This is a genomic window from Edwardsiella hoshinae NBRC 105699 = ATCC 33379, from assembly GCF_000474215.1.
Lineage (GTDB): Bacteria > Pseudomonadota > Gammaproteobacteria > Enterobacterales > Enterobacteriaceae > Edwardsiella > Edwardsiella hoshinae.
In genome coordinates this window covers 81,649-102,504 of record NZ_BAUC01000015.1, presented here as the reverse complement: position 1 = coordinate 102,504, position 20,856 = coordinate 81,649, and the positions used below count along the sequence as shown (strand labels likewise).

Genomic DNA, 20,856 nt, shown 5'->3' with positions numbered 1-20,856 from the left:
AATCATCATGAGTCACCAACAGCGAGCCCTATTCGACCCCGCGCTGCTTAAGACCGCGCTGCGTGACGCCCTACGCAAACTGGACCCGCGCGTGCAATGGCGCAATCCGGTAATGTTCGTCGTCTACCTGGGTAGTCTGCTGACCAGCATTATTTGGCTGATGATCTTAAGCGGTTATACCGGCGGCAGCGCAGCCTTCACCGGCAGTCTGACGCTATGGCTGTGGTTTACCGTATTGTTCGCCAACCTGGCCGAAGCCTTGGCCGAAGGGCGCAGTAAGGCGCAAGCCGAAAGTCTGAAAGGAGTGAAGAAGCATAGCTGGGCCAAAAAGCTGCAACACGCACAGTACGGCGCCCCCTGGCAGCAGGTGGCCGCCGAGAGCCTGCGTAAGGGCGATGTCGTGTTGGTCGAGGCCGGCGATACCCTTCCCTGCGACGGCGAAGTCCTGGTGGGCGGTGCCTCGGTCGACGAGAGCGCCATCACCGGCGAGTCGGCCCCCGTGATCCGTGAGTCGGGCGGCGATTTCTCCTCCGTCACCGGCGGGACGCGGGTGCTCTCCGACTGGTTGGTCGTGCAGTGCAGTGTTAACCCCGGTGAAACCTTCCTCGATCGGATGATCGCCATGGTGGAAGGCGCCAAACGGCGCAAGACCCCGAATGAAATCGCCCTGACTATCTTGCTGATCGCCCTGACGCTGGTATTCCTGCTGGCCTGCGCCACGCTGTATCCCTTCTCGTTGTTCGGCGCGCAGGTCAACCGCATGGGCAGCCCGGTCACCATCAGTGTCTTGGTGGCGTTGTTGGTCTGCCTGATCCCCACCACCATCGGCGGTCTGCTCTCCGCCATCGGCGTGGCCGGAATGAGCCGCATGCTAGGTGCCAACGTCATCGCCACCAGCGGGCGGGCGATCGAAGCCGCCGGCGACGTAGACGTGCTGCTGTTGGATAAGACCGGAACCATCACCCTTGGCAACCGCCAGGCCTCCGAATTTCTCCCGGTCAGCGGCGTCAGCGAACAACAGCTGGCCAGCGCCGCCCAACTGGCCTCGTTGGCGGATGAGACGCCGGAGGGACGCAGCATCGTCGTACTGGCCAAGCAACGCTTTAATTTACGTGAGCGCGATCTGCACAGTCTCCATGCCACCTTCGTTCCTTTTTCCGCTCAAACACGCATGAGCGGCGTCAACATCCAAGGCCGCATGATCCGTAAAGGCTCCGTCGATGCCATCCGCCGTTATGTCGCATCGGCCAACGGTCACTTTCCACGCTCGGTGGATGAGGCGGTCGAGCGCGTGGCGCGCAGCGGCGCCACCCCGTTGGTGGTGGCGGAGGATGCCCGTATCCTGGGGGTTGTGGCGCTGAAGGATATCGTCAAAGGGGGAATCAAAGAGCGCTTCGCCGAGCTGCGTCGCATGGGGATTAAGACGGTGATGATCACCGGCGATAATCGTCTGACCGCCGCCGCCATCGCCGCCGAGGCCGGCGTAGATGACTTTCTCGCGGAGGCGACACCGGAGGCCAAACTGGCGTTGATCCGTCAGTATCAGGCTGAGGGACGCCTGGTGGCGATGACCGGTGACGGCACCAACGATGCCCCGGCGCTGGCCCAAGCCGATGTGGCGGTCGCGATGAACTCCGGCACCCAGGCGGCCAAAGAGGCCGGCAACATGGTCGATCTGGACTCTAACCCGACCAAACTGATCGAAGTGGTGCATATCGGCAAGCAGATGCTGATGACCCGTGGCTCGCTGACCACCTTCAGCATCGCGAATGACGTCGCGAAATATTTCGCTATCATCCCAGCGGCCTTCGCCGCCACCTACCCACAGTTGAATCAACTGAATGTGATGCACCTCAGTTCGCCCACGTCGGCCATCATGTCGGCAGTGATCTTTAACGCGGTGATCATCGTCTTCCTGATCCCGCTGGCGCTACGGGGGGTAAGTTACCGCCCGCTGAGTGCCAGCGCGCTACTGCGCCGCAACCTGTGGATCTATGGTGCCGGTGGGCTGGTCGTGCCCTTTATCGGCATTAAGCTTATCGATCTGTTGTTAACCCTCTGTGGCCTGGCCTAAAGGAGCGCTCACATGACACAGCCCTTACTCCGCCCCACCCTGGTCATGATGCTGGTTCTCACCCTGATCACCGGTGTCCTCTATCCTTGCTTAACCACGCTGCTGGCGCAGTTGATGTTTCCCTGGCAGGCCAACGGTTCGTTGCTGCAACGTGACGGACACACCGTCGGCTCCGCGCTGATCGGTCAAGACTTCCAACGCACAGACTATTTCTGGCCTCGTCCATCGGCCACCGCCGCACATCCCTATAATGCCTTGGCCTCCGGCGGCAGCAACTTGGCCATCAGCAATCCGCTGTTGACGCACACCCTCGCCGAACGCGCCACACAGTTACGTCAGCGCGATCCGTTAGAACCTTACGCCGAGGCGCTGCCGGTCGATCTGCTCACCAGTTCCGCCAGCGGTCTCGACCCCGATATCTCGCCGCAGGCCGCCTACTACCAGGCGCCCCGGGTGGCCGAGGCGCGCAGATTACCGCTCGCCCAGATCGAGGCGCTGATCGCCGGACTGAGCCGCAACAGTTGGCCGACCTTCATCGGACGGCCGACAGTCAACGTCTTGGCACTCAATCTGGCGTTGGATCGGCTATCATCGAAGCACCGCGCCCATTATGTTAATCCGTTGGCAAGATAAGGATATTTCATGGTCGATGATGAACCTCGCCCCGATCCCGACGCCCTACTGGCCCAACTAGGCGAGCCGGCGCGTGGCAAGCTGAAGATCTTCTTCGGTGCCTGCGCCGGCGTCGGGAAAACCTATGCCATGCTCCAGGAGGCGCAACGTCTACGCAGCCAAGGACTGGATGTCCTGGTCGGTATCGTCGAGACACATGGCCGCGGCGATACTGCCGCCCTGCTCGAGGGCTTGGCGCGCTTACCAGCCAAGCGCATTCATCATCGCGGCCGTCAACTGCATGAATTTGACCTCGACCGGGCGTTGGCCCGCGCGCCAGCGCTAATCCTGATGGATGAATTGGCACACACCAACGCCCCCGGCTCACGCCATCCCAAACGCTGGCAGGATGTCGAAGAGTTGCTGGCGGCCGGCATCGATGTACTGACGACCGTCAACGTACAACACTTGGAGAGCCTGAACGATGTGGTCGGTAGCGTCACCGGGGTACGAGTGCGGGAGACGGTTCCCGATCGGCTGTTCGACGCTGCCAGCGAGGTGGTGCTGGTCGACCTGACCCCGGATGATCTGCGCCAACGCCTTAAAGAGGGCAAGGTCTATATCCCCGGCCAAGCTGAGCGCGCCATCGAACACTTCTTTCGTAAGCGCAACCTGATCGCCCTACGTGAGCTCGCGTTACGCCGGACTGCCGATCGCGTAGACGAACAGATGCGCGCGCTCCGTAGCGGCCCGGGCGGTAACCGGGTTTGGCATACACGTGACGCCCTACTGCTGTGCATCGGCCCCCGCGCCGACAACGACCGGCTGGTACGTACCGCCGCACGTCTGGCCACGCGTCTCGGCTGCGTCTGGCACGCCGTCTATGTCGAAACGCCGCGGTTACATCGTCTGCCGGAAAGCGAGCGGCGCGCCATCCTACGCAGTATTCGCCTCGCGCAGGAACTGGGCGCCGAGACCGCCACCCTCAGCGACCCGTCCCCGGAGCGCGCAATCCTGCGCTATGCGCGCGAGCACAACCTCGGCAAGATCGTCATTGGCCGCCGCCAACGCGAGACGCGGCGCCTGCCTTGGCTCAGAGCCCGTTTCGCCGATCGCTTGGCGCGCCTCGGACCGGAGCTCGACCTGCTGATCGTCGCGCTGGAGGATCGCCCTCCCGGCGTGCGCGAACACGATCCCCGCCCTATCGGCGAACGTTGGCGAGTCCAGATCCACGGTTTTATGGTGGCCGCGGCACTGTGTGCCCTGATCTCGCTACTCGGCAAGCTCCTGCTCCCCAGCTTCGATCAGGTTAACTTGGTCATGATCTACCTGCTCGGCGTGGTACTGGTGGCGCTATTTTTTGGCCGTTGGCCCTCGGTGTTCGCCGCCTGCATCAGCGTCGCCAGCTTCGATCTGTTTTTCATTCAGCCGCAATGGTCGTTCGCCGTCAGCGACGTCCAGTATCTGGTTACTTTCGGGGTGATGTTGATCGTCGGTATTCTGATCGGTAACCTCACCGCCGGCATGCGTTACCAGGCTCGGGTGGCGCGTTACCGTGAGCAACGCGCCCACCACCTGTATGAGATGTCCAAGGCACTGGGCAACGCCCTCAATCAAGAGGCGCTAGTGCGCAGCAGTTGCGCCTCGCTTAACCATAGCTTCGGCGCACGCACCAGCCTGTTGCTGCCCGATAGCGAGGGCCAGTTACGCGCCCATCAGGGGGACGAGGCTGGGGTAGCCAACGTCGATCTGGCGATTGCCCAGTGGTGTCGCGACCGCGGCCAACCCGCCGGGGCCGGCACCGATACCTTGCCCGGCGTCCCCTACCAGTTGTTACCACTCTCCAGCGCCCAGACCACCTATGGCGTATTAGCCATCGAGCCCGCGAATCTGCGCCAACTGATGGTGCCGGAGCAGCAACGTCTGTTGCAGACCTACAGCGTGCTGATCGCCAATGCCCTGGAACGGTTGCATCTGGCGCACAGCGCGGCGGCGGCGCGCCTAGAGGCGGAGCGCGAGCAGCTGCGTAACTCGCTGCTGGCCGCGTTATCACATGACCTGCGTACTCCACTGACCGTCTTATTCGGCCAAGCGGAGATCCTGACGCTGGATCTGGCCAGTGAAAACTCCGTACACGCCCCACAGGCGGGCGAGATCCGCCAACAGATCCTCAACACCTCGCGCCTGGTCAATAACCTGCTGGATATGGCGCGCATCCAATCTGGTGGCTTCCGTCTACGCCAGGAGTGGCAATCTCTGGAAGAGATCGTCGGCAGTGCCCTGCATACCTTGGAGCCGATGCTGGCCGGCCATCCCCTCAGTCTCAAGCTGCCGCCGGATCTGCCGCTGGTCTACTGTGATGGCGCGCTGCTGGAACGGGTGGTGCAAAATCTGCTGGAGAACGCCGGAAAATACGCTGGCAGCGGGGCGACCATCCGCATCGCGGCTCGTGTCACGGCGGAAGAACTGGAGGTAGAAGTGAGTGACAACGGGGATGGTATCGCCAGCGCGCAGCGCCAGCAGATCTTCAACAAGTTTACCCGTGGCGATAAAGAGTCCGCCATCCCCGGCGTCGGTTTGGGATTAGCAATTTGTCGTGCCATTATTGAAGTACACGGTGGTAAAATCTGGCTCGAATGTCCGCCGGATGACGGCGCCCATTTTCACTTTACCCTACCGTTGCAAGCGGCACCGGAGATTGAGCCGGAAACCGATGTGGAGATGAGAGCGTAATCATGACCCCCATCCCGATAACCATCCTCATCGTCGAAGACGAACAGGCCATCCGCCGCTTCGTCCGCGCCGCCCTGGAGAATGAAGGATGGCGCGTCAACGAAGCCGATGGCCTACAGCGCGGCCTAATCGAGGCAGGCACTCGCCAACCCGACCTGATCATCCTCGATCTGGGACTACCGGACGGCGATGGCATCGAATTCATCCGTGATCTACGCCGATGGAGCCGCATCCCGCTGATCGTACTATCGGCGCGCAGCGACGAGGCCGACAAGATCACCGCACTGGATGCCGGCGCGGAGGATTTTCTCAGTAAACCGTTCGGCATCGGCGAACTGTTGGCACGGGTACGCGTCGCCCTGCGACGCCATACCCGCCAGCAGCAAGAAAGTCCGCTGGTCTGCTTCGGCGAGGTGCGCGTCGATCTGCTACAACGCAGCGTGACGCGCGCCGGTGAACCGCTGCACCTGACACCGATCGAATTCCGTCTGCTGGCCGAGCTGATCGCCAACAGCGGCAAAGTGTTGACCCAACGCCAATTGCTTAACAGCGTCTGGGGGCCAAACTACGTCGAGCATAGTCATTATCTGCGCATCTATATGGGGCACCTGCGACAAAAGCTGGAGGTGGAGCCGGCGCGCCCGCGTCATCTGCTTACCGAAACTGGCGTCGGCTACCGTTTTATCCCCTGACGCCCCGCTGCGCCGCGAACATCGCCCTCGCCCCCTCGTCGGTTGGCGCTTGCAAAAACAACGCCGCGCAAAGCGCGGCGTTGTTCTGGTGCAGCCAGATAATCAGGCGTTGGCCAACACGGCACTCACGATATCGACCGCCTCCTTCTCGATACGTTGGCGGTGCTCGGCGCCTAAGAAGCTTTCGCAGTAAATCTTGTAAGCCTCCTCGGTTCCGGAGGGGCGGGCGGCAAACCAACCATTGTCGGTCATGATCTTCAACCCGCCGATCGGCGCATCGTTGCCCGGCGCACGGGTCAAACGCGCGGTGATCGGGTCGCCTGCCAGCCGATCCGCCTGCACCATCTCCGGCGACAGGCGCGACAAAGCGGCCTTCTGGGCGTGGGTCGCCGGCGCCTGTAAACGGTTATAACTCGGCGAACCGAAGCGCTCAGCCAGCGCAGCGTAGTGCTGCTGCGGATTCTTACCCGTCTGTGCAGTGATCTCCGCCGCCAGCAGACACAGGATGATGCCATCCTTATCGGTCGACCACGGCGTACCGTTGAAGCGCAGGAAAGACGCCCCGGCGCTCTCTTCACCGCCGAAGCCTAGGCTGCCATCAAATAACCCATCGACAAACCACTTGAAGCCGACCGGCACCTCGACCAGGCGGCGATCGAGCGCCTTGACCACTCGATCGATCATCGCGCTGGAGACCAGGGTCTTACCGACAGCAACCTCGGCCCCCCACTGCGGACGATGACGGAACAGGTAGTCGATGGCGACAGCCAGATAGTGGTTCGGGTTCATCAATCCGGCAGGTGTCACAATGCCGTGGCGGTCGTAGTCCGGATCGTTGGCAAAGGCCAGATCGAAACGATCACGCAGCGCCAACAGACCCGCCATGGCGCTCTCGGAAGAGCAATCCATGCGGATCACGCCATCGTGGTCCAGATGCATGAAACGGAAGGTCTGGTCGACATGGTCGTTGACCAGCGTCAGATCCAGACCATAGTGCTCGCCGATCCGCTGCCAGTATTCGATACCGGAACCGCCGAGCGGATCGACACCGAGCTTCAGGCCTGCACGCTGGATAGCTGGCATATCGACGATATCACGCAGATCCTCAACGTAAGGCTGCACCAGATCGCGGGCATGGATCTGCCCGCTACGCCAGGCAGCCGCTAAGGTCTGGCGTTTCACCCCCGCCAAATCCTGTGCCAGCAATTGATTGGCGCGCTGCTCGATCACGCGAGTTAAATTGGTATCCGCCGGCCCGCCGTTAGTCGGGTTGTATTTGATACCGCCGTCTTCCGGAGGATTATGAGAAGGCGTGATGACAATCCCGTCGGCCAGTGCACCGCCCTGGCGATTATGCGTCAGAATGGCGTGCGATACCGCCGGCGTCGGCGTGAAGCCATTGTTTTCCTGCACCACCACCTCGACGCCATTGGCGCTCAATACCTCCAGCACGCTGATAAAGGCTGGCTCGGAGAGGGCATGGGTGTCCTTACCGACGAAGCAGGGACCTACGACACCATTGGCCTTACGCACCTCGGCGATAGCCTGGGCAATGGCCAGGATATGTGCCTCGTTGAAGCTCTGGCGCTGGGCGCTTCCCCGGTGACCAGAGGTGCCAAACTTCACGGCATGGGACGGATTATCCGCCTGCGGACGCAGGCTATAATATTGTGCAACCAGCTGAGCCACATTGATCAAATCGCTCTGCCGGGCAGGCTGCCCGGCGCGCGGGTGATTTGCCATCTGCGCTTCTCCCTAACGCTTGTTATTCATTAGATTGTGCCGCAAACCTTCTCGATCAGCTCCCCAGGGAACTGCATCGCTTGCATGATATGTTCGATCATGGCGCGCTTACGGCCTGAGTTGGTATTGGTGATCACCCAATAAGGGGTGTCGGGGACTTGCTTGGGTTTGGTGTGGTTGCCACTCTGCAACAGCGTATTCCTGTCACCGGCAAAGTAGACCCGGGTGCGCCCGTGCAGGGCATCCGTTGCCGCCGCAAACCCGTCGGCGTCAATATGGTACAACGTGGTCAACACCAGCATGAAACGGCCGACCGCCTTGTTTTGTTCTGCGTATTCGTCCGACAACAGCAATTCGCGCATGGTACGCACACGGTCCTGCGGCTGCGGCGCGCGAATAGCCAGGGGGGCTACCGGGAGCGGGGCGACGCTGACGGCCGTCTTATTCTCCATACCGACCTTCAACAGCCGGCGCAGAATGTCGGAAGCACTCTCGCCAATACGCTGGGTGTGGCTGGCAATATAGCGGTAAAGCTCCTCATCGACTTCAATCGTTTTCATCGTTATCCAGTACTTTTGCTACTCAGTCAGCCTGGATTATAAAGTCAAACGCCGTGAGCGGATAGCGTTTAGCGCCCCGCCAGAACGATTAAGGCGCATTTTGTGGTGTCGTGCAGCCCCATCCTGCTACGGACAACCGAGTAATGCCTGTGATAACCTACTGGTAACATTCTACCGACAACGCGTTTGCTCATGATCCTACCCCTGAACCACCAGCTACATCCGGCGCAACAGACGCGACGCTATCCCCCGTTGCTGCTGATCCACGGCCTATTCGGCTCATTGGACAATTTGGGGCTACTCGCCCGCGATCTGAAGCGCGATCGTGACGTGTTGCAGGTCGACTTACGTAATCATGGCCTCTCCGGCCACACGCCACAGATGAGTTACGATTTGATGGCCGAGGATCTCGCCGCCCTGATCGCCGACTATGATCTGCCCCCCTGCGATATCGTCGGTCATTCGATGGGGGGTAAGGCGGCAATGCGTCTGGCGGTGCGTCATCCGCAACGGCTACGCCGCCTGGCGATACTGGACATGGCGCCCGTTGCCTACCCGACCCGCCGCCACGACGCGGTCTTCGCCGCACTCTATGCGGTGCAGGAGGCGGCACTAGAGACGCGCTCAGCGGCAGCGACCTGCCTACGCCACTATCTTCAGTCTGAGGGGGTGGTACAGTTCCTACTGAAGTCCTTTCATCGCGGTCAATGGCGCTTTAACCTGCCCGCGTTATACCAACACTACCCCGCCATCCTCGGCTGGGATACGCAACCGCCTTACGCTGGCGAGGCACTGTTTATCAAAGGGGCTGACTCCCCCTATATCCTCGATGACTACCGTACGGCGATCATCCGTCAGTTTCCCCGTGCCCGCGCGCATGTCATCCACGCCACCGGCCATTGGCTGCACGCTGAACAGCCGGAGAAGGTACTCCATGTGCTGCATCGCTTCCTCGACGCCCCCGAGCACGTAGGGTGATAACGCCGGCGCGGCCGACATCCACATTGCCAACACCGCGCCGAGAAAGGATTGTCGCTGCCGCGCTCCCTAGGGTATGATGGCGCGCTAAAATCGACGGCAGGTCAACGCACGCTGCCGACGGGGAAAATCCCGAATATATGTTAATCGGAGCGCGGATTTCCCGCCCTCCCTTCTCCTTGCAGTACCGCTACCTGAATATGGCCAAAGAACAAACGGACCGTACGACGCTCGATCTGTTCGCGGACGAACGTCGCCCAGGTCGTCCTAAAACCAATCCGCTCTCCCGGGAAGAGCAGTTGCGGATCAACAAGCGTAACCAGCTGCGCCGCGATCGGGTCAAGGGGCTACGCCGCGTCGAGTTGAAGATGAACGAAGAGGCCGTGGCGATCCTCAATCGCCTGGCGCAAGAGCGTAACATCAGCCGCAGCGAGCTTATCGAGCAGATCTTGCTCAGTCAGCTCGCGACGCAACGCTGAGGGACGGCGGCGCGCGCCGCGTCTCGCCTAGGTATACCGCGCGGCGCAACGCACAATGACGATAAAGGCGTGATGCCAAAAGTGTTATAGTATCGACTGGTAGGTAGGCTGGCCCCGACGCTCGTCCACGGTTACATGGTATGGCGTCCCGTGGCGTCGACAGAGGACAGCCTGATTCAATTTCTGAGACAAAAGGTAAATTCGCGATATGGCAATCGTAGGTATTTTCTTTGGCAGCGACACCGGCAACACGGAAAACATTGCTAAGATGATCCAAAAGCAACTGGGTAAAGACGTTGCTGAAGTTCATGACATTGCCAAAAGCAGCAAGGAAGATCTCGCCGCGTTCGACATTCTGCTGCTCGGTATCCCGACCTGGTACTACGGCGAGGCCCAGTGTGATTGGGATGATTTCTTCCCCACCCTGGAAGAGATCGACTTTTCTGGCAAACTGGTCGCCCTGTTCGGTTGCGGCGATCAAGAAGACTATGCAGAGTACTTCTGCGACGCGATGGGCACCATCCGCGATCTGGTCGAAGCGCGCGGCGCTACGCTGGTCGGGCATTGGCCGACTGCTGGCTACCATTTCGAAGCCTCCAAGGCGCTGGTCGATAACGAAACCTTTGTCGGTCTGGCTATCGACGAAGATCGCCAGCCGGAACTGACTGCCGAGCGCGTCGACGCCTGGGTAAAACAGATCCGCGCCGAGATGCACCTGGACGAAATCCTGGGTTAACCCAGCCGCGGATGCCTGTCGGTCGCCCCTGCGGGGCCTGATAGCCGGCAGGTATCCCAACCATCAACAAAAACGATACCCTGACTCATCAGCGCATGTTTCCCGCTATCTTACTGATTTTACTGTTGCCTCCTCGCTGATTACCACAATATCGTCTTCCTGGGGCGGCGGCAGCGCGGTTCCCATTTCAGCCTATCGGCCTTATAATCAAACTCACTATTATTTCTGTTCGGCAGCGGCCTCTCGGTTCTGCCGGGCTCTGTGACAGGACAGAATCCGAATGACTGACAACAATATCGCGCTAAAGAAAGCTGGCCTGAAAGTCACGCTTCCCCGTCTCAAGATTCTGGAAGTACTGCAAGATCCCATGTGTCATCATGTCAGTGCCGAAGAGTTATACAAGAAACTGATCGATATGGGCGAGGAGATCGGTCTGGCGACGGTGTACCGCGTACTGAACCAGTTTGACGATGCCGGTATCGTCACCCGCCACAACTTCGAAGGAGGCAAGTCAGTCTTCGAACTGACCCAGCAGCATCACCATGACCATCTGATCTGTCTGGATTGCGGCAAGGTGATCGAGTTTAGCGATGAGTCCATCGAGAAGCGCCAGCAAGAGATCGCCAGGAAGCATGGTATCCAGCTCACCAACCACAGCCTCTACCTATATGGCCACTGTGCCTCTGGGGATGAGGGCGACTGCCGTCAGGATGAGTCACTCCACGACGAAAAGGCATAACCGCCCATCCGATGAGACAGACATACGGCCCCACGGGGCCGTTTTTTTTGCCGCGAGAGAATAAAAAAATGCCCTCATGGCGAGGGCAATCACGACTTACTACTCAGTTCGGCAGCGAAAAGTTCGACGCGGTTAAAGCCGGATGGCCTGCCCCGCGCAAGCCCCCGCACTGGCGGGGGAGAGGGTAACGTCCTCGGAAAGGTTAGGGTTTAACGGACTCGACGCGGCTAAAACGCTGGCCGTCCGGCGATACGGTACGTACCTGGACCTCGCCGCTCACCGTCGGCTGCGCCTGGGCATCGTAACGCTGCCACTGCTTACCGCCGTCGACGGAGTACTCGACCACCAGCCCCGGCATCGCCACGTTGGTTTCCAGCTTACCGTCAACCACGCGGGCCCCCGGCTGTGGGACACGATAGGCCACGCCCGACTTATCCATCTTGGCCAGTTCACGCTGGCCCATCAGGTTGGCGAAACGCTGCCAATCTTTCAACAGCGCCTGCTGATCGACCAGATGCGTCTCGCCGCCCTTATACTCACGGCCCGCCTGATATGGTTGTTCCCAACCGGCCTGATGCCAGGCTCGCTCGGCCACGGCCATGATGCGCGGATAGATCTTGTATTCCATCATATCGTCGGTACGCACCACTTCGCTCCACAACTGCGCGGAGAGACCATGGGCGCCCGGCCACGGCTTATCGCTCTTCGCCGTGAAGTAGTTACCATCGCGGTCGACCGAGGTTTCAGCGTTCTGCGGCAGGTTATCCGGCGCAAAGGCGAAGATCTTACGCTCATCGCTAAAGCGGGTGCCCCAGTAGTAGCCGTTCTCTTTCGGATTCACCTCATACGGGAAGTCCATGTAGACGTAATCCGGATTGGAGATGATCACCTCATAGCCTTTATTCGCCCAGTCGTTAGCCGAATCGAATCCTCCCCAATACAGGGTATCCCAGAAGTTCACCCCGACGCGCGGCGTGGCGAAGGCCTTGGCGTCCTTGGCATCCTTCAGACCGTCCTGCCAGGCCTGCATCTTACCGATACCATGATCCTTGACCATCTTGCTGACTTCGACTGCGAAGTGACTCGGCAGGTGATCCATATCGGCGACCTTGCCCGTGTTGATCATCGCCTGACAAGCCTGCGACTTGGCCCACGGCTTGTCCTCTTTGCTCAGGTCGAGCATCCCCTTGCCGGGTTCAGGCTTGCTCACATCGGTGTACCCCGGCCCTAAGCGGATGTTCTTCGCCTCGTCACCGCCGAAGTGCCAGGTAGTCAGCGGCTGCCCCGCCTCACGGTGCATCTGGGCGATTTCGCCGATCACCTTATCCACGAAGCGCTTGGAGGAGTCCAGGCACGGGTTGAGGTAGCTGTGGCGATCGTAGAACTGCACCGAGGTGGTGTTGGAGTCATCGGTCGGATCCAGCAGGCGATATTCGTTGGCCCCCTTCTCGTTACCCGCCGCCTTCAGCTTGTTATAACGTGCTTCCATCGCCACCACCGCCGCGCGGGCGTGGGCCGGCATGTCGATCTCCGGGATCACCTCGATATGACGCGCCTGGGCGTATTTCAGCAACTTGATATAGTCGGCACGGGTGAAGTAGCCGCTGCCATTGTTGTCGCTATCCGGGCCGGAGCCCAACTGCGGCAGCAGACATGTCTGCTCGGTCAGATCGTGGCAGCGCTTGCCCCCGATTTCGGTCAGCTCCGGCAGCCCCGGGATCTCAATACGCCAGCCCTCATCATCGGTCAGATGGAAGTGGAACTTGTTCAACTTATAGGCGGCCATCTGATCCAGCAGGCGCTCGATGGAGGCCAGTGAATGGAAGTTACGCCCGACATCCAGCTCGATGCCACGGTATTGGAAGCGCGGCGCATCCTCGGCGTCCAGCGTCGCGATCTTGGCGCTGCCATCCGCCGGCAGTAACGACAGAATGGATTGCAGACCGTAGAAGACCCCGGCCTGATCGTAACCGGTCACCTCAGCGCCCTTGGTGCCGATCTTCAGTTGATAAGCCCCCGCGACCGCCATGTCGCCCTTGAAGGCCTTGGTGGCGATCTGGGTTTTGATCGGGTACCCCCCCTTGACCTGCTTCACCCCCAACTGGCTCAGGCGCGCCTTGATGACGTCGGCGCTGGCATTGTTCAACACCGTCAGATCCAGGCTCACGCCACGCGCCAGATCGGCGTCCTGCTGATGCACCTTCAGGCTCATCGGCGTCGGCATGATCTGACCGCGTAGGCTGGAGGCCGGCAGGGTCTTCACATCGGCATTCTTGGCGAAACGGTTCTCCGGCGTCATCAGGATGTTCTTGTCATCCTGGGTACGCTTCCACAGATCACCGCTAAACGGCGTGACAAACTGGCTCAAATCTTCGGTATCGGTATTGGCGATCACCTTGGGTTTGGCGTCCGGCGACGTCACATACCAACGCGGCAACACGTCGCTCTCGAACAACTGCCAATATTCGCCAACGATCGGGATCTCGACGCGTTCCCCGGCGGCGAAGCCCTTGAATTTATCGGTCGGTTCAATCTTATGCAGATCGCCGGTCACAAAGGTGATCTTAAACTGATCGTTGCCACTCTTTAGGATCTGACGAATATTATGAAAATAGATGGCCCAGTCTTTACCCTCGATGGCGCTGCCATCGTTGGTCAGGCTGATCACGGCCTGGTTACAGGAGGCCCAGTCCGCGCCCAGTGCCGCGCAGTTGACGCCATTCTCCGCGCCGCGGTTGTCGGTGACGGCGTAGTTCACCTTCACCTGGCTGCTGATGCGGTCGACGAGCTGCTGATCGGCTTGCGCCATCCCACTCATCCCCAACATCCCCAAGGCCGTCGCCACTACGCTCAGTTTATAACCTTTCATCATCATCGTTTCCCTTCTGTCAATTCGCGTTGCCGGCGCGGATTTCCTGCCACAATGTACCGCAACGTGCGGTGTAGTTATCGCCAGCGCCACTCATCGCCGCTTCGATACACTGCTGGTAATTCAATACACTCACGCTCTCTTTCTGCGCGAATGCGGCCTGTGACGGACTCTGCTTCATTACCTCAAGAATGGTCTGACAGGCGGCGACCTTATCGCGATTGCCTTCCGCATCCTGCATACACGTGCTGTAGGCTTGCTTCAGCAGTTGTCCATCCTGCGACGGCGCGCTCGGCTGCGCACAGCCGGCCAGTACGATTGCGGCCACGGCCACACCCAGAATCGCTTTCATCTTCTCTCTCCCTTGATTCGCTTAGTCCCCCTCCGCGCGTGCGGAGGGGACATCAACTCAGAACACCGTGAACGGGGCGATGACGATAAACTTCACGTCGCGCTCATCCTGGAACATGTTGCTGTAACCACCGCCCCAGCTCGGGTTGTCGGAGTGGTTGTCGTACTGGGTGTAGTGCAGTTTGAACAGCGTGCCTTTCGCGCGACCATCCTGGATCACATACATCGCATCCAGGCTGTAGGCGCTCTCTTTGACGCGCTCGCTCTGGTTGGCCCAAGTGCTGTTCGGTTTGGCGTCCCATCCGTAAACATAGGAGCCCCCCACCGCCCAGCCGGGCAGATCCCACTTGCTCAAGTCATACATCACGCCGGCGAAGATCGCCTTCTCGCCGTTGGCGTTGAAGTCGGAGCGGTTATCCCACCAGATATCCAGGCGGCCATTGGAGGAGGCATAGGCCGGGGTCATACGTTGCAGGAAGTACCCCTGTTTACCCTCCGCCTTCACCCAGGTTCCTTCCAGGCGCAGATCGAACTGGCCGAGTTGGTAGCCCAAAGTCAGCCCCTGCAACCAGGCCGTACCGTCATAGATATTGGCGGCGCTGTTGGCGTCGGAGATGCGATCGTGCGCGGCGTAGAACTGATAGCTGGTCGTCAGCGGGCTACCGGCCAGGTCGAACTTATACGTCCCCTTGGCGAAGTACTGATCCATAAAGCCCTGCGCCTGACCGAAAGCGGCCTCCACGACCAGGCCGTTCTTGAAGTCATACTTCCCGCCCAGGGAGTGTAGGTACGACACCGCCTCCCCTCGCTTATCGCCCAGACCGCCCTGGTAGAACTTATCCATCTCCAGGTGCCACGGTGCCTTGTAGCGGTCCGTCCACATATAAGAGAAACTCAGCGCGCCAGCAGTGTCGAAGTCAAAGTTGGCACCGGTCTCGAAGCCTTGGTAGGTGCCCGGCATAAAACTCCAATGCGGAGCAATCAGCGTCTGGCCCGTCGGCTGGATCCAACCGATACGCGCCCACATCGGCCCCATCTTCAACTTGGCGGCTGCCTTATACAGGCTGATGCCGCTCTTATCGCCGCTGTAGTTTTCGTCGTAGGCTTTGTTGATAGAGGAGAAAGCGATTTCATTCGGGTGACCGCTTTCGGCGGACTCGGCCATTTCGATGGCGGTGAAAGCGCCGACATCCAAGCCGATAAAGTCAGCGGCATAGCCAGAGGAAAAATCGAGGCTGGCATTCCAGGTCGAGTGCGACAGATTGGTCTTATACTGGCCGCTCTCGATGTCCTTGCGATCACGCTCGCGCTGCCAATAGTAGATCCCACCGGTCATGGTTGAATCGTCAATGAACCCTTCTGCCTTCGCCTGTGAGGGCGCTACGAAGCCGGTGCCCAGCGTTGCTGCTGCAACAGCCAGCGCCAGCACACTGCGCTTAGCACGATGCGTAACCATAGAAAAATTCCTCTTTGACTGTAAAAAATGCGGCTGGCAGAACAGCGCTCGACCAGGTCGCCAATAGCCCCATTGGGGTAAAAGTTATTGTGTGACGAGAGCACAATCTCGTTCACTTACTGCACTACTAGACTATTTTTCGCGACGCGAATTATCAAACAAAAAGTAAATTATATGTATCAATTTTTGACCGAGTGCACATATTCTTATATTTAGTTACACTGCGGTATAATTTTAAAATAAAGAAAAAATACCATTAAAAAACAGAGATATATTTGTAATACTATTCGTGGTTAGGCGAGAGGGATTGACGGACTATGCGTGTAGTCATTGCGCTCATTACGCATCATTACTACATTAACGTAGGTTATTAATTTGCGACGCAAAATCACTTTTCTTGCTTTTGCCCAGCGTAGCGTCGAGGCGCAACGCTAGGTCGTATCACCTCGACCGCCCCTCAGCGCAGAGGGGCAGCGACCCCATCTCTGTTCACCGCCATAGTCAGCCCCGTGCTGGAGACAAAAAAAACCACGGGCCCGAGGGCCCGTGGTGTCTAGCTCAGAGAGGTGCGATGGCGCTTACACGCCCGTCTTAGCCCAGGTGTCACGCAGACCGACGGTGCGGTTAAAGACCAGATGCTCAGGAGACGAGTAACGACTGTCAGCGCAGAAATAGCCTTCACGCTCGAACTGGTAGGTTACCCCCGCGACAGCAACGGCCAAGCTCGGCTCGACGAAACCCTGACGGATCACCAACGACTCCGGGTTGATGGTGGACAGGAAATCCTCCGCCGCACCCGGATTCGGCACACTGAACAGCCGATCGTACAGGCGGAATTCGGCCGCGACGGCATGGCTCGCGGAGACCCAGTGGATCACCCCTTTCACCTTGCGCCCATCGGCCGGATCCTTGCTCAAGGTATCCGCATCGTAGCTGCAATAGATGGCGGTGATCTCGCCGTCGGCATCTTTCTCAACCCGCTCGGCACGGATCACGTAAGCGTTACGCAGACGCACTTCCTTACCCAACACCAGACGCTTGTATTGCTTGTTGGCCTCTTCACGGAAGTCGGCGCGATCGATGTACAGTTCACGCGCGAACGGCACCTCACGGCTACCCATCTCCGGCTTATTCGGATGATTCGGCATGGTCAGCATCTGCACGCTATCCGCCGGCAGATTCTCGATCACCAGACGCACCGGATCCAGCACAGCCATGGCACGCGGCGCGTTTTCGTTGAGGTCGTCGCGAATGCAGGACTCCAGGGCGGCCATCTCGACGTTGTTATCCTGTTTGGTGACCCCGATACGGCGGCAGAACTCACGCACCGCCGCGGCGCTGTAGCCACGACGACGCAGACCGGAAATGGTCGGCATCCGCGGGTCATCCCAGCCTTCGACGATCTTCTCGCTCACCAGCAGGTTCAGCTTACGCTTGGACATGATGGCGTATTCCAGATTCAGGCGAGAAAACTCATACTGCCGCGGATGGCATGGGATGGAGATGTTATCCAACACCCAATCATACAGGCGACGGTTATCCTGGAACTCCAGCGTACACAGCGAGTGGGTGATCCCCTCCAGCGCATCGGAGATGCAGTGGGTGAAATCGTACATCGGATAGATGCACCACTTATTGCCGGTCTGGTGATGTTCGGCGAACTTAATGCGGTACAGCACCGGATCACGCATCACGATAAACGGCGACGCCATATCGATTTTAGCGCGCAGGCAGGCACTGCCTTCGGCAAATTCGCCCTGGCGCATCTTCTCAAACAGTGCCAGGTTCTCTTCCACGCTACGATCGCGGAACGGACTATTTTTGCCCGGCGAGGTCAGGGTACCGCGATATTCGCGGATCTGCTCGGGGCTCAGCTCGTCGACGTAGGCCAGCCCTTTGCTGATCAATTCGATGGCGTAGTGATGCAGTTGGTCGAAATAGTCGGAGGAGTAGCGCACGGCCCCACTCCACTCGAAGCCTAGCCATTGCACATCACGCTTGATGGATTCGACGTATTCGATGTCTTCTTTGACCGGGTTGGTGTCATCGAAACGCAGATTGCACAGTCCTTGGTAATCTCTGGCAATACCGAAATTCAGGCAGATAGACTTGGCGTGACCGATGTGCAGGTAGCCGTTCGGCTCCGGCGGGAAACGGGTATGCACGCTACTGTGTTTACCGGACGCCAGATCGTCATCGATAATCTGACGGATAAAGTTGGTTGGGCGGGCTTCAGCCTCACTCATCTTCGGCTCCTCTTGCCAAAAAATACGTTCTCATGGCGTCATGATCTAACAACCACCGGCAGGACACAACCATTGTAACGGTAAAATCCTGACGTTTTTTGTCGTTACCGCCTGTCATTGCTTACTCGCGCGCCACGATCTCCTCTCGCCCCCACCAGCGAGACTCGTAACACCGCCATAAAAAAACGGGAGGCGCCTTTCGGCACCTCCCGCGCGCTTCGACCTCAGCGCGTCGCTGATTACTTGCTCAGCAGGGTATACAGCTTGCTTTCCCCGGCCACCACCTGGCCGGAAGCCGGTGCCCCGATTCCGCCAAACTCATCGATATTACTGACGACAACCGGGCTGATCATCGAGCGAGCGTGGGCATTCAGGTAATCCAGATCCAGCTCCAACACGGGTTGGCCGACGTTGACCACATCCCCTTCGTTCACCAAGCGTTTGAAGCCTTCACCGTTTAAGGCCACGGTATCGATCCCCATGTGTACCACCACCTCAGCACCGTCGTCGGTCTCCAGGCAGAAGGCATGGTTGGTATTAAAGATCTTCACCACGGTACCATTAGCCGGCGCCACTACGATGTTGCTGGTCGGGCGTACAGCGACGCCATCCCCCACCGCTTTGCTGGCGAACGCCTCATCCGGTACATCGCTCAGGGCGACCACCTCACCACTGATCGGTGAGACCAGAGTAGCACGGACACCGGCGGCGGCGTTTGGCGTCGCCTGAGCTTTCGCGGCCGGCGCGGCAGAGGGCGCGGCGCTACCGGCGGTGGCGGCCGGAACATTCCCTACGCTGCGCATCGCGTTAGCGATCTTCTCGGCCACGAAGCCAACAATGATCTGGACGCTGGTCTTGTTCAGACGGATCACCCCGGAAGCCCCCAGTTTCTTAGCCATCGCCTCGTTCACCAACGAGGAGTCCTTCACCGTCAGACGCAGACGGGTGATGCAGGCATCGATACCGGTCAGGTTGGCGGAGCCGCCGACACAGGCGATGTACTGACGCGCCACGTCGCTCAGGTCCGCCTCTTTGGTCAGATCCAGATCTTCGTCGTTGCCATCGGCCTCTTCACCGGCACCACTCAGCTCACGCCCCGGGGTCATCAGGTTGAATTTAGTGATGGTGAAACGGAATACCAGGTAGTAGATAACGAAGAACACCAGACCTTGCAGGATCAGCATGTACCAATGCGTGGCCAACGGGTTGCGTGATTGCAACACCATATCCACCAAACCAGCGCTGAAACCGAAGCCGGAGATCCAGTGCATACTGGCAGCGATAAATACCGAGATCCCCGTCAGGATGGCGTGCAACACATACAGTACCGGTGCCACGAACATGAAGGAGAACTCCAATGGCTCGGTGATACCGGTAAAGAAGGCGGCGAAAGCGGCGGCCAGCATGATACCGGCAACCTTAGCCTTGTTCTCCGGACGGGCACAGTGGTAGATAGCCAACGCCGCCCCCGGCAGACCGAACATCATGATCGGGAAGAAACCCGCCTGATAGCGCCCCGTGATACCGACGACGGCCTTGCCGCTCTCGATAGACTGTGCGCCCCCCAGGAAGTTGGGAATATCGTTGATGCCGGCGACATCGAACCAGAATACGGAGTTCAAGGCGTGATGCAGACCGACCGGAATCAGTAGGCGGTTGAAGAAGGCGTACACGCCCGCGCCAACGGAGCCCAGCTTCTGGATATGCTCGCCGAAGTTCACCAACCCGTTGAAGATCACCGGCCAGATGTACATCAGAATGAACGCCAGGATGATCATCAAAAACGAGGTCAGGATCGGTACCAGGCGGCGACCGCTGAAGAACGAGAGCGCCTTCGGCAATTCCACACTGCTGTAACGGTTGTACAACTCGGCAGAGATGATACCGACCAGAATACCGATAAACTGGTTGTTGATCTTCGCGAACGCGGCCGGAACCTGATCCACTGGGATCTTCTGGATCATCGCCACGGCAGCGGGCGAGCACAGCGTTGTCACCACTAAGAACCCGACAAAACCAGCCAGCGCGGCGGCCCCATCTTTATCTTTCGACATACCATACGCGACACCGATAGCAAACAGCACCGACATATTGTCGATAATGGCTGCACCGGATTTGATAAAGAACGCCGCCAGTGCGTTATCCCCCCCCCAGCCGACCGGGTCGATCCAATAACCGACACCCATCAGTATTGCGGCGGCGGGTAGCGTCGCTACCGGCACCATCAGCGCGCGGCCTACCTTCTGCAAATAACCGAGAATACTCACATTTCCCCCTATTGAGCCTACAATGTCACTAACGGCCCGATCATCACTGATTTAATCGATCAATATATTCGCAAAATTTATGGACAACATTCAGGAGTGTAAAAAATTTATTTTTCTCCGCAAATTAAAACCTCCTGATTTGTGATAATTATCACCAATAATCGGTGAAAAGCTATCTACCTACTGGCTATCAACGAAAACTTATTTTATCATTCGAAAAATCGATCGGCGTGGCGCAATTCGCCTTGCTAAGCGTGAGGTGCAGGAAGACCGCATGTGACGCCGAACCGGCTTTCCGTCCCGTTTCCCGTTATTGTAAAA

General features: G+C 58.9%; 15 protein-coding genes. 8 read left to right on the top strand and 7 right to left on the bottom strand.

Annotated features, from left to right (window positions below; genetic code table 11):
• Positions 1–7 precede the first annotated feature (7 nt).
• Genes kdpB through kdpE form a run of 4 tightly spaced genes read left to right on the top strand, consistent with a single transcriptional unit; the run spans position 8 to position 6,111 of the window.
• The gene (gene kdpB, locus EHO01S_RS06620; RefSeq protein WP_024523216.1) at positions 8–2,074 is read left to right on the top strand and encodes a potassium-transporting ATPase subunit KdpB; all 2,067 of its coding nucleotides are present in this window, start codon (positions 8–10) and stop codon (positions 2,072–2,074) included.
• 12 nt (positions 2,075–2,086) lie between these two features.
• Positions 2,087–2,707 (top strand): potassium-transporting ATPase subunit KdpC, encoded by a 621-nt coding sequence (gene kdpC / locus EHO01S_RS06615; protein ID WP_024523215.1) that lies wholly within the window; start codon positions 2,087–2,089, stop codon positions 2,705–2,707.
• A 9-nt stretch (positions 2,708–2,716) separates the two neighbouring features.
• On the top strand, positions 2,717–5,419 hold the full coding sequence (gene kdpD / locus EHO01S_RS06610; protein ID WP_024523214.1) for a two-component system sensor histidine kinase KdpD: 2,703 nt from the start codon (positions 2,717–2,719) through the stop codon (positions 5,417–5,419).
• Between the two features lie 2 nt (positions 5,420–5,421).
• Positions 5,422–6,111 carry a two-component system response regulator KdpE gene (kdpE, locus tag EHO01S_RS06605; protein ID WP_024523213.1) on the top strand — a complete coding sequence of 230 codons (690 nt, stop codon included), beginning with the start codon at positions 5,422–5,424 and terminating at the stop codon, positions 6,109–6,111.
• Positions 6,112–6,213: 102 nt separating this feature from the next.
• Here kdpE and pgm read toward each other — a convergent pair whose 3' ends face one another.
• Together pgm and seqA are read right to left on the bottom strand one after the other, a co-directional pair.
• A complete protein-coding gene (gene pgm, locus EHO01S_RS06600; protein ID WP_024523212.1) occupies positions 6,214–7,854 on the bottom strand; it encodes a phosphoglucomutase (alpha-D-glucose-1,6-bisphosphate-dependent) in 1,641 nt (546 codons plus the stop codon).
• A 29-nt stretch (positions 7,855–7,883) separates the two neighbouring features.
• The gene (gene seqA, locus EHO01S_RS06595) at positions 7,884–8,414 is read right to left on the bottom strand and encodes a replication initiation negative regulator SeqA (RefSeq protein ID WP_024523211.1); all 531 of its coding nucleotides are present in this window, start codon (positions 8,412–8,414) and stop codon (positions 7,884–7,886) included.
• A gap of 192 nt (positions 8,415–8,606) precedes the next feature.
• Between seqA and EHO01S_RS06590 the strand changes: the two genes are divergently transcribed.
• From EHO01S_RS06590 to fur, 4 genes are all read left to right on the top strand, one after another.
• Positions 8,607–9,392, top strand: coding sequence for an alpha/beta fold hydrolase (locus tag EHO01S_RS06590; protein WP_024523210.1), 786 nt, complete (start codon positions 8,607–8,609; stop codon positions 9,390–9,392).
• A 200-nt stretch (positions 9,393–9,592) separates the two neighbouring features.
• Positions 9,593–9,871: a LexA regulated protein gene (ybfE, locus tag EHO01S_RS06585; RefSeq protein WP_024523209.1), complete on the top strand. Its 279-nt coding sequence runs from the start codon at positions 9,593–9,595 to the stop codon at positions 9,869–9,871.
• 208 nt (positions 9,872–10,079) lie between these two features.
• Positions 10,080–10,607: a flavodoxin FldA gene (fldA, locus tag EHO01S_RS06580; protein WP_024523208.1), complete on the top strand. Its 528-nt coding sequence runs from the start codon at positions 10,080–10,082 to the stop codon at positions 10,605–10,607.
• Between the two features lie 280 nt (positions 10,608–10,887).
• Positions 10,888–11,346 carry a ferric iron uptake transcriptional regulator gene (fur, locus tag EHO01S_RS06575; protein WP_024523207.1) on the top strand — a complete coding sequence of 153 codons (459 nt, stop codon included), beginning with the start codon at positions 10,888–10,890 and terminating at the stop codon, positions 11,344–11,346.
• A 202-nt stretch (positions 11,347–11,548) separates the two neighbouring features.
• On the opposite strand, the gene EHO01S_RS06570 is transcribed toward fur, so the two are convergent.
• From EHO01S_RS06570 to nagE, 5 genes are all read right to left on the bottom strand, one after another.
• The gene (locus EHO01S_RS06570; RefSeq protein WP_024523206.1) at positions 11,549–14,215 is read right to left on the bottom strand and encodes a beta-N-acetylhexosaminidase; all 2,667 of its coding nucleotides are present in this window, start codon (positions 14,213–14,215) and stop codon (positions 11,549–11,551) included.
• Positions 14,216–14,234: 19 nt separating this feature from the next.
• Positions 14,235–14,567: a ChiQ/YbfN family lipoprotein gene (gene chiQ, locus EHO01S_RS06565; protein ID WP_024523205.1), complete on the bottom strand. Its 333-nt coding sequence runs from the start codon at positions 14,565–14,567 to the stop codon at positions 14,235–14,237.
• A gap of 57 nt (positions 14,568–14,624) precedes the next feature.
• On the bottom strand, positions 14,625–16,022 hold the full coding sequence (chiP, locus tag EHO01S_RS06560) for a chitoporin ChiP (protein ID WP_024523204.1): 1,398 nt from the start codon (positions 16,020–16,022) through the stop codon (positions 14,625–14,627).
• 578 nt (positions 16,023–16,600) lie between these two features.
• Complete coding sequence (gene glnS / locus EHO01S_RS06555) at positions 16,601–18,268, bottom strand: glutamine--tRNA ligase (protein WP_024523203.1); 1,668 nt, start codon at positions 18,266–18,268, stop codon at positions 16,601–16,603.
• A gap of 239 nt (positions 18,269–18,507) precedes the next feature.
• On the bottom strand, positions 18,508–20,535 hold the full coding sequence (gene nagE, locus EHO01S_RS06550) for an N-acetylglucosamine-specific PTS transporter subunit IIBC (protein ID WP_024523202.1): 2,028 nt from the start codon (positions 20,533–20,535) through the stop codon (positions 18,508–18,510).
• Positions 20,536–20,856 lie beyond the last annotated feature (321 nt).

Bases quoted from the DNA above. Each gene is read 5' to 3' on its own strand.
- kdpB (WP_024523216.1), top strand. From the start codon at position 8: ATGAGTCACCAACAGCGAGCCCTATTCGACCCCGCGCTGCTTAAGACC.
- pgm (WP_024523212.1), bottom strand. From the start codon at position 7,854: ATGGCAAATCACCCGCGCGCCGGGCAGCCTGCCCGGCAGAGCGATTTG.
- seqA (WP_024523211.1), bottom strand. From the start codon at position 8,414: ATGAAAACGATTGAAGTCGATGAGGAGCTTTACCGCTATATTGCCAGC.
- EHO01S_RS06590 (WP_024523210.1), top strand. From the start codon at position 8,607: ATGATCCTACCCCTGAACCACCAGCTACATCCGGCGCAACAGACGCGA.
- kdpD (WP_024523214.1), top strand. From the start codon at position 2,717: ATGGTCGATGATGAACCTCGCCCCGATCCCGACGCCCTACTGGCCCAA.
- EHO01S_RS06570 (WP_024523206.1), bottom strand. From the start codon at position 14,215: ATGAAAGGTTATAAACTGAGCGTAGTGGCGACGGCCTTGGGGATGTTG.
- chiQ (WP_024523205.1), bottom strand. From the start codon at position 14,567: ATGAAAGCGATTCTGGGTGTGGCCGTGGCCGCAATCGTACTGGCCGGC.
- kdpE (WP_024523213.1), top strand. From the start codon at position 5,422: ATGACCCCCATCCCGATAACCATCCTCATCGTCGAAGACGAACAGGCC.
- chiP (WP_024523204.1), bottom strand. From the start codon at position 16,022: ATGGTTACGCATCGTGCTAAGCGCAGTGTGCTGGCGCTGGCTGTTGCA.
- glnS (WP_024523203.1), bottom strand. From the start codon at position 18,268: ATGAGTGAGGCTGAAGCCCGCCCAACCAACTTTATCCGTCAGATTATC.
- ybfE (WP_024523209.1), top strand. From the start codon at position 9,593: ATGGCCAAAGAACAAACGGACCGTACGACGCTCGATCTGTTCGCGGAC.
- fur (WP_024523207.1), top strand. From the start codon at position 10,888: ATGACTGACAACAATATCGCGCTAAAGAAAGCTGGCCTGAAAGTCACG.
- kdpC (WP_024523215.1), top strand. From the start codon at position 2,087: ATGACACAGCCCTTACTCCGCCCCACCCTGGTCATGATGCTGGTTCTC.
- fldA (WP_024523208.1), top strand. From the start codon at position 10,080: ATGGCAATCGTAGGTATTTTCTTTGGCAGCGACACCGGCAACACGGAA.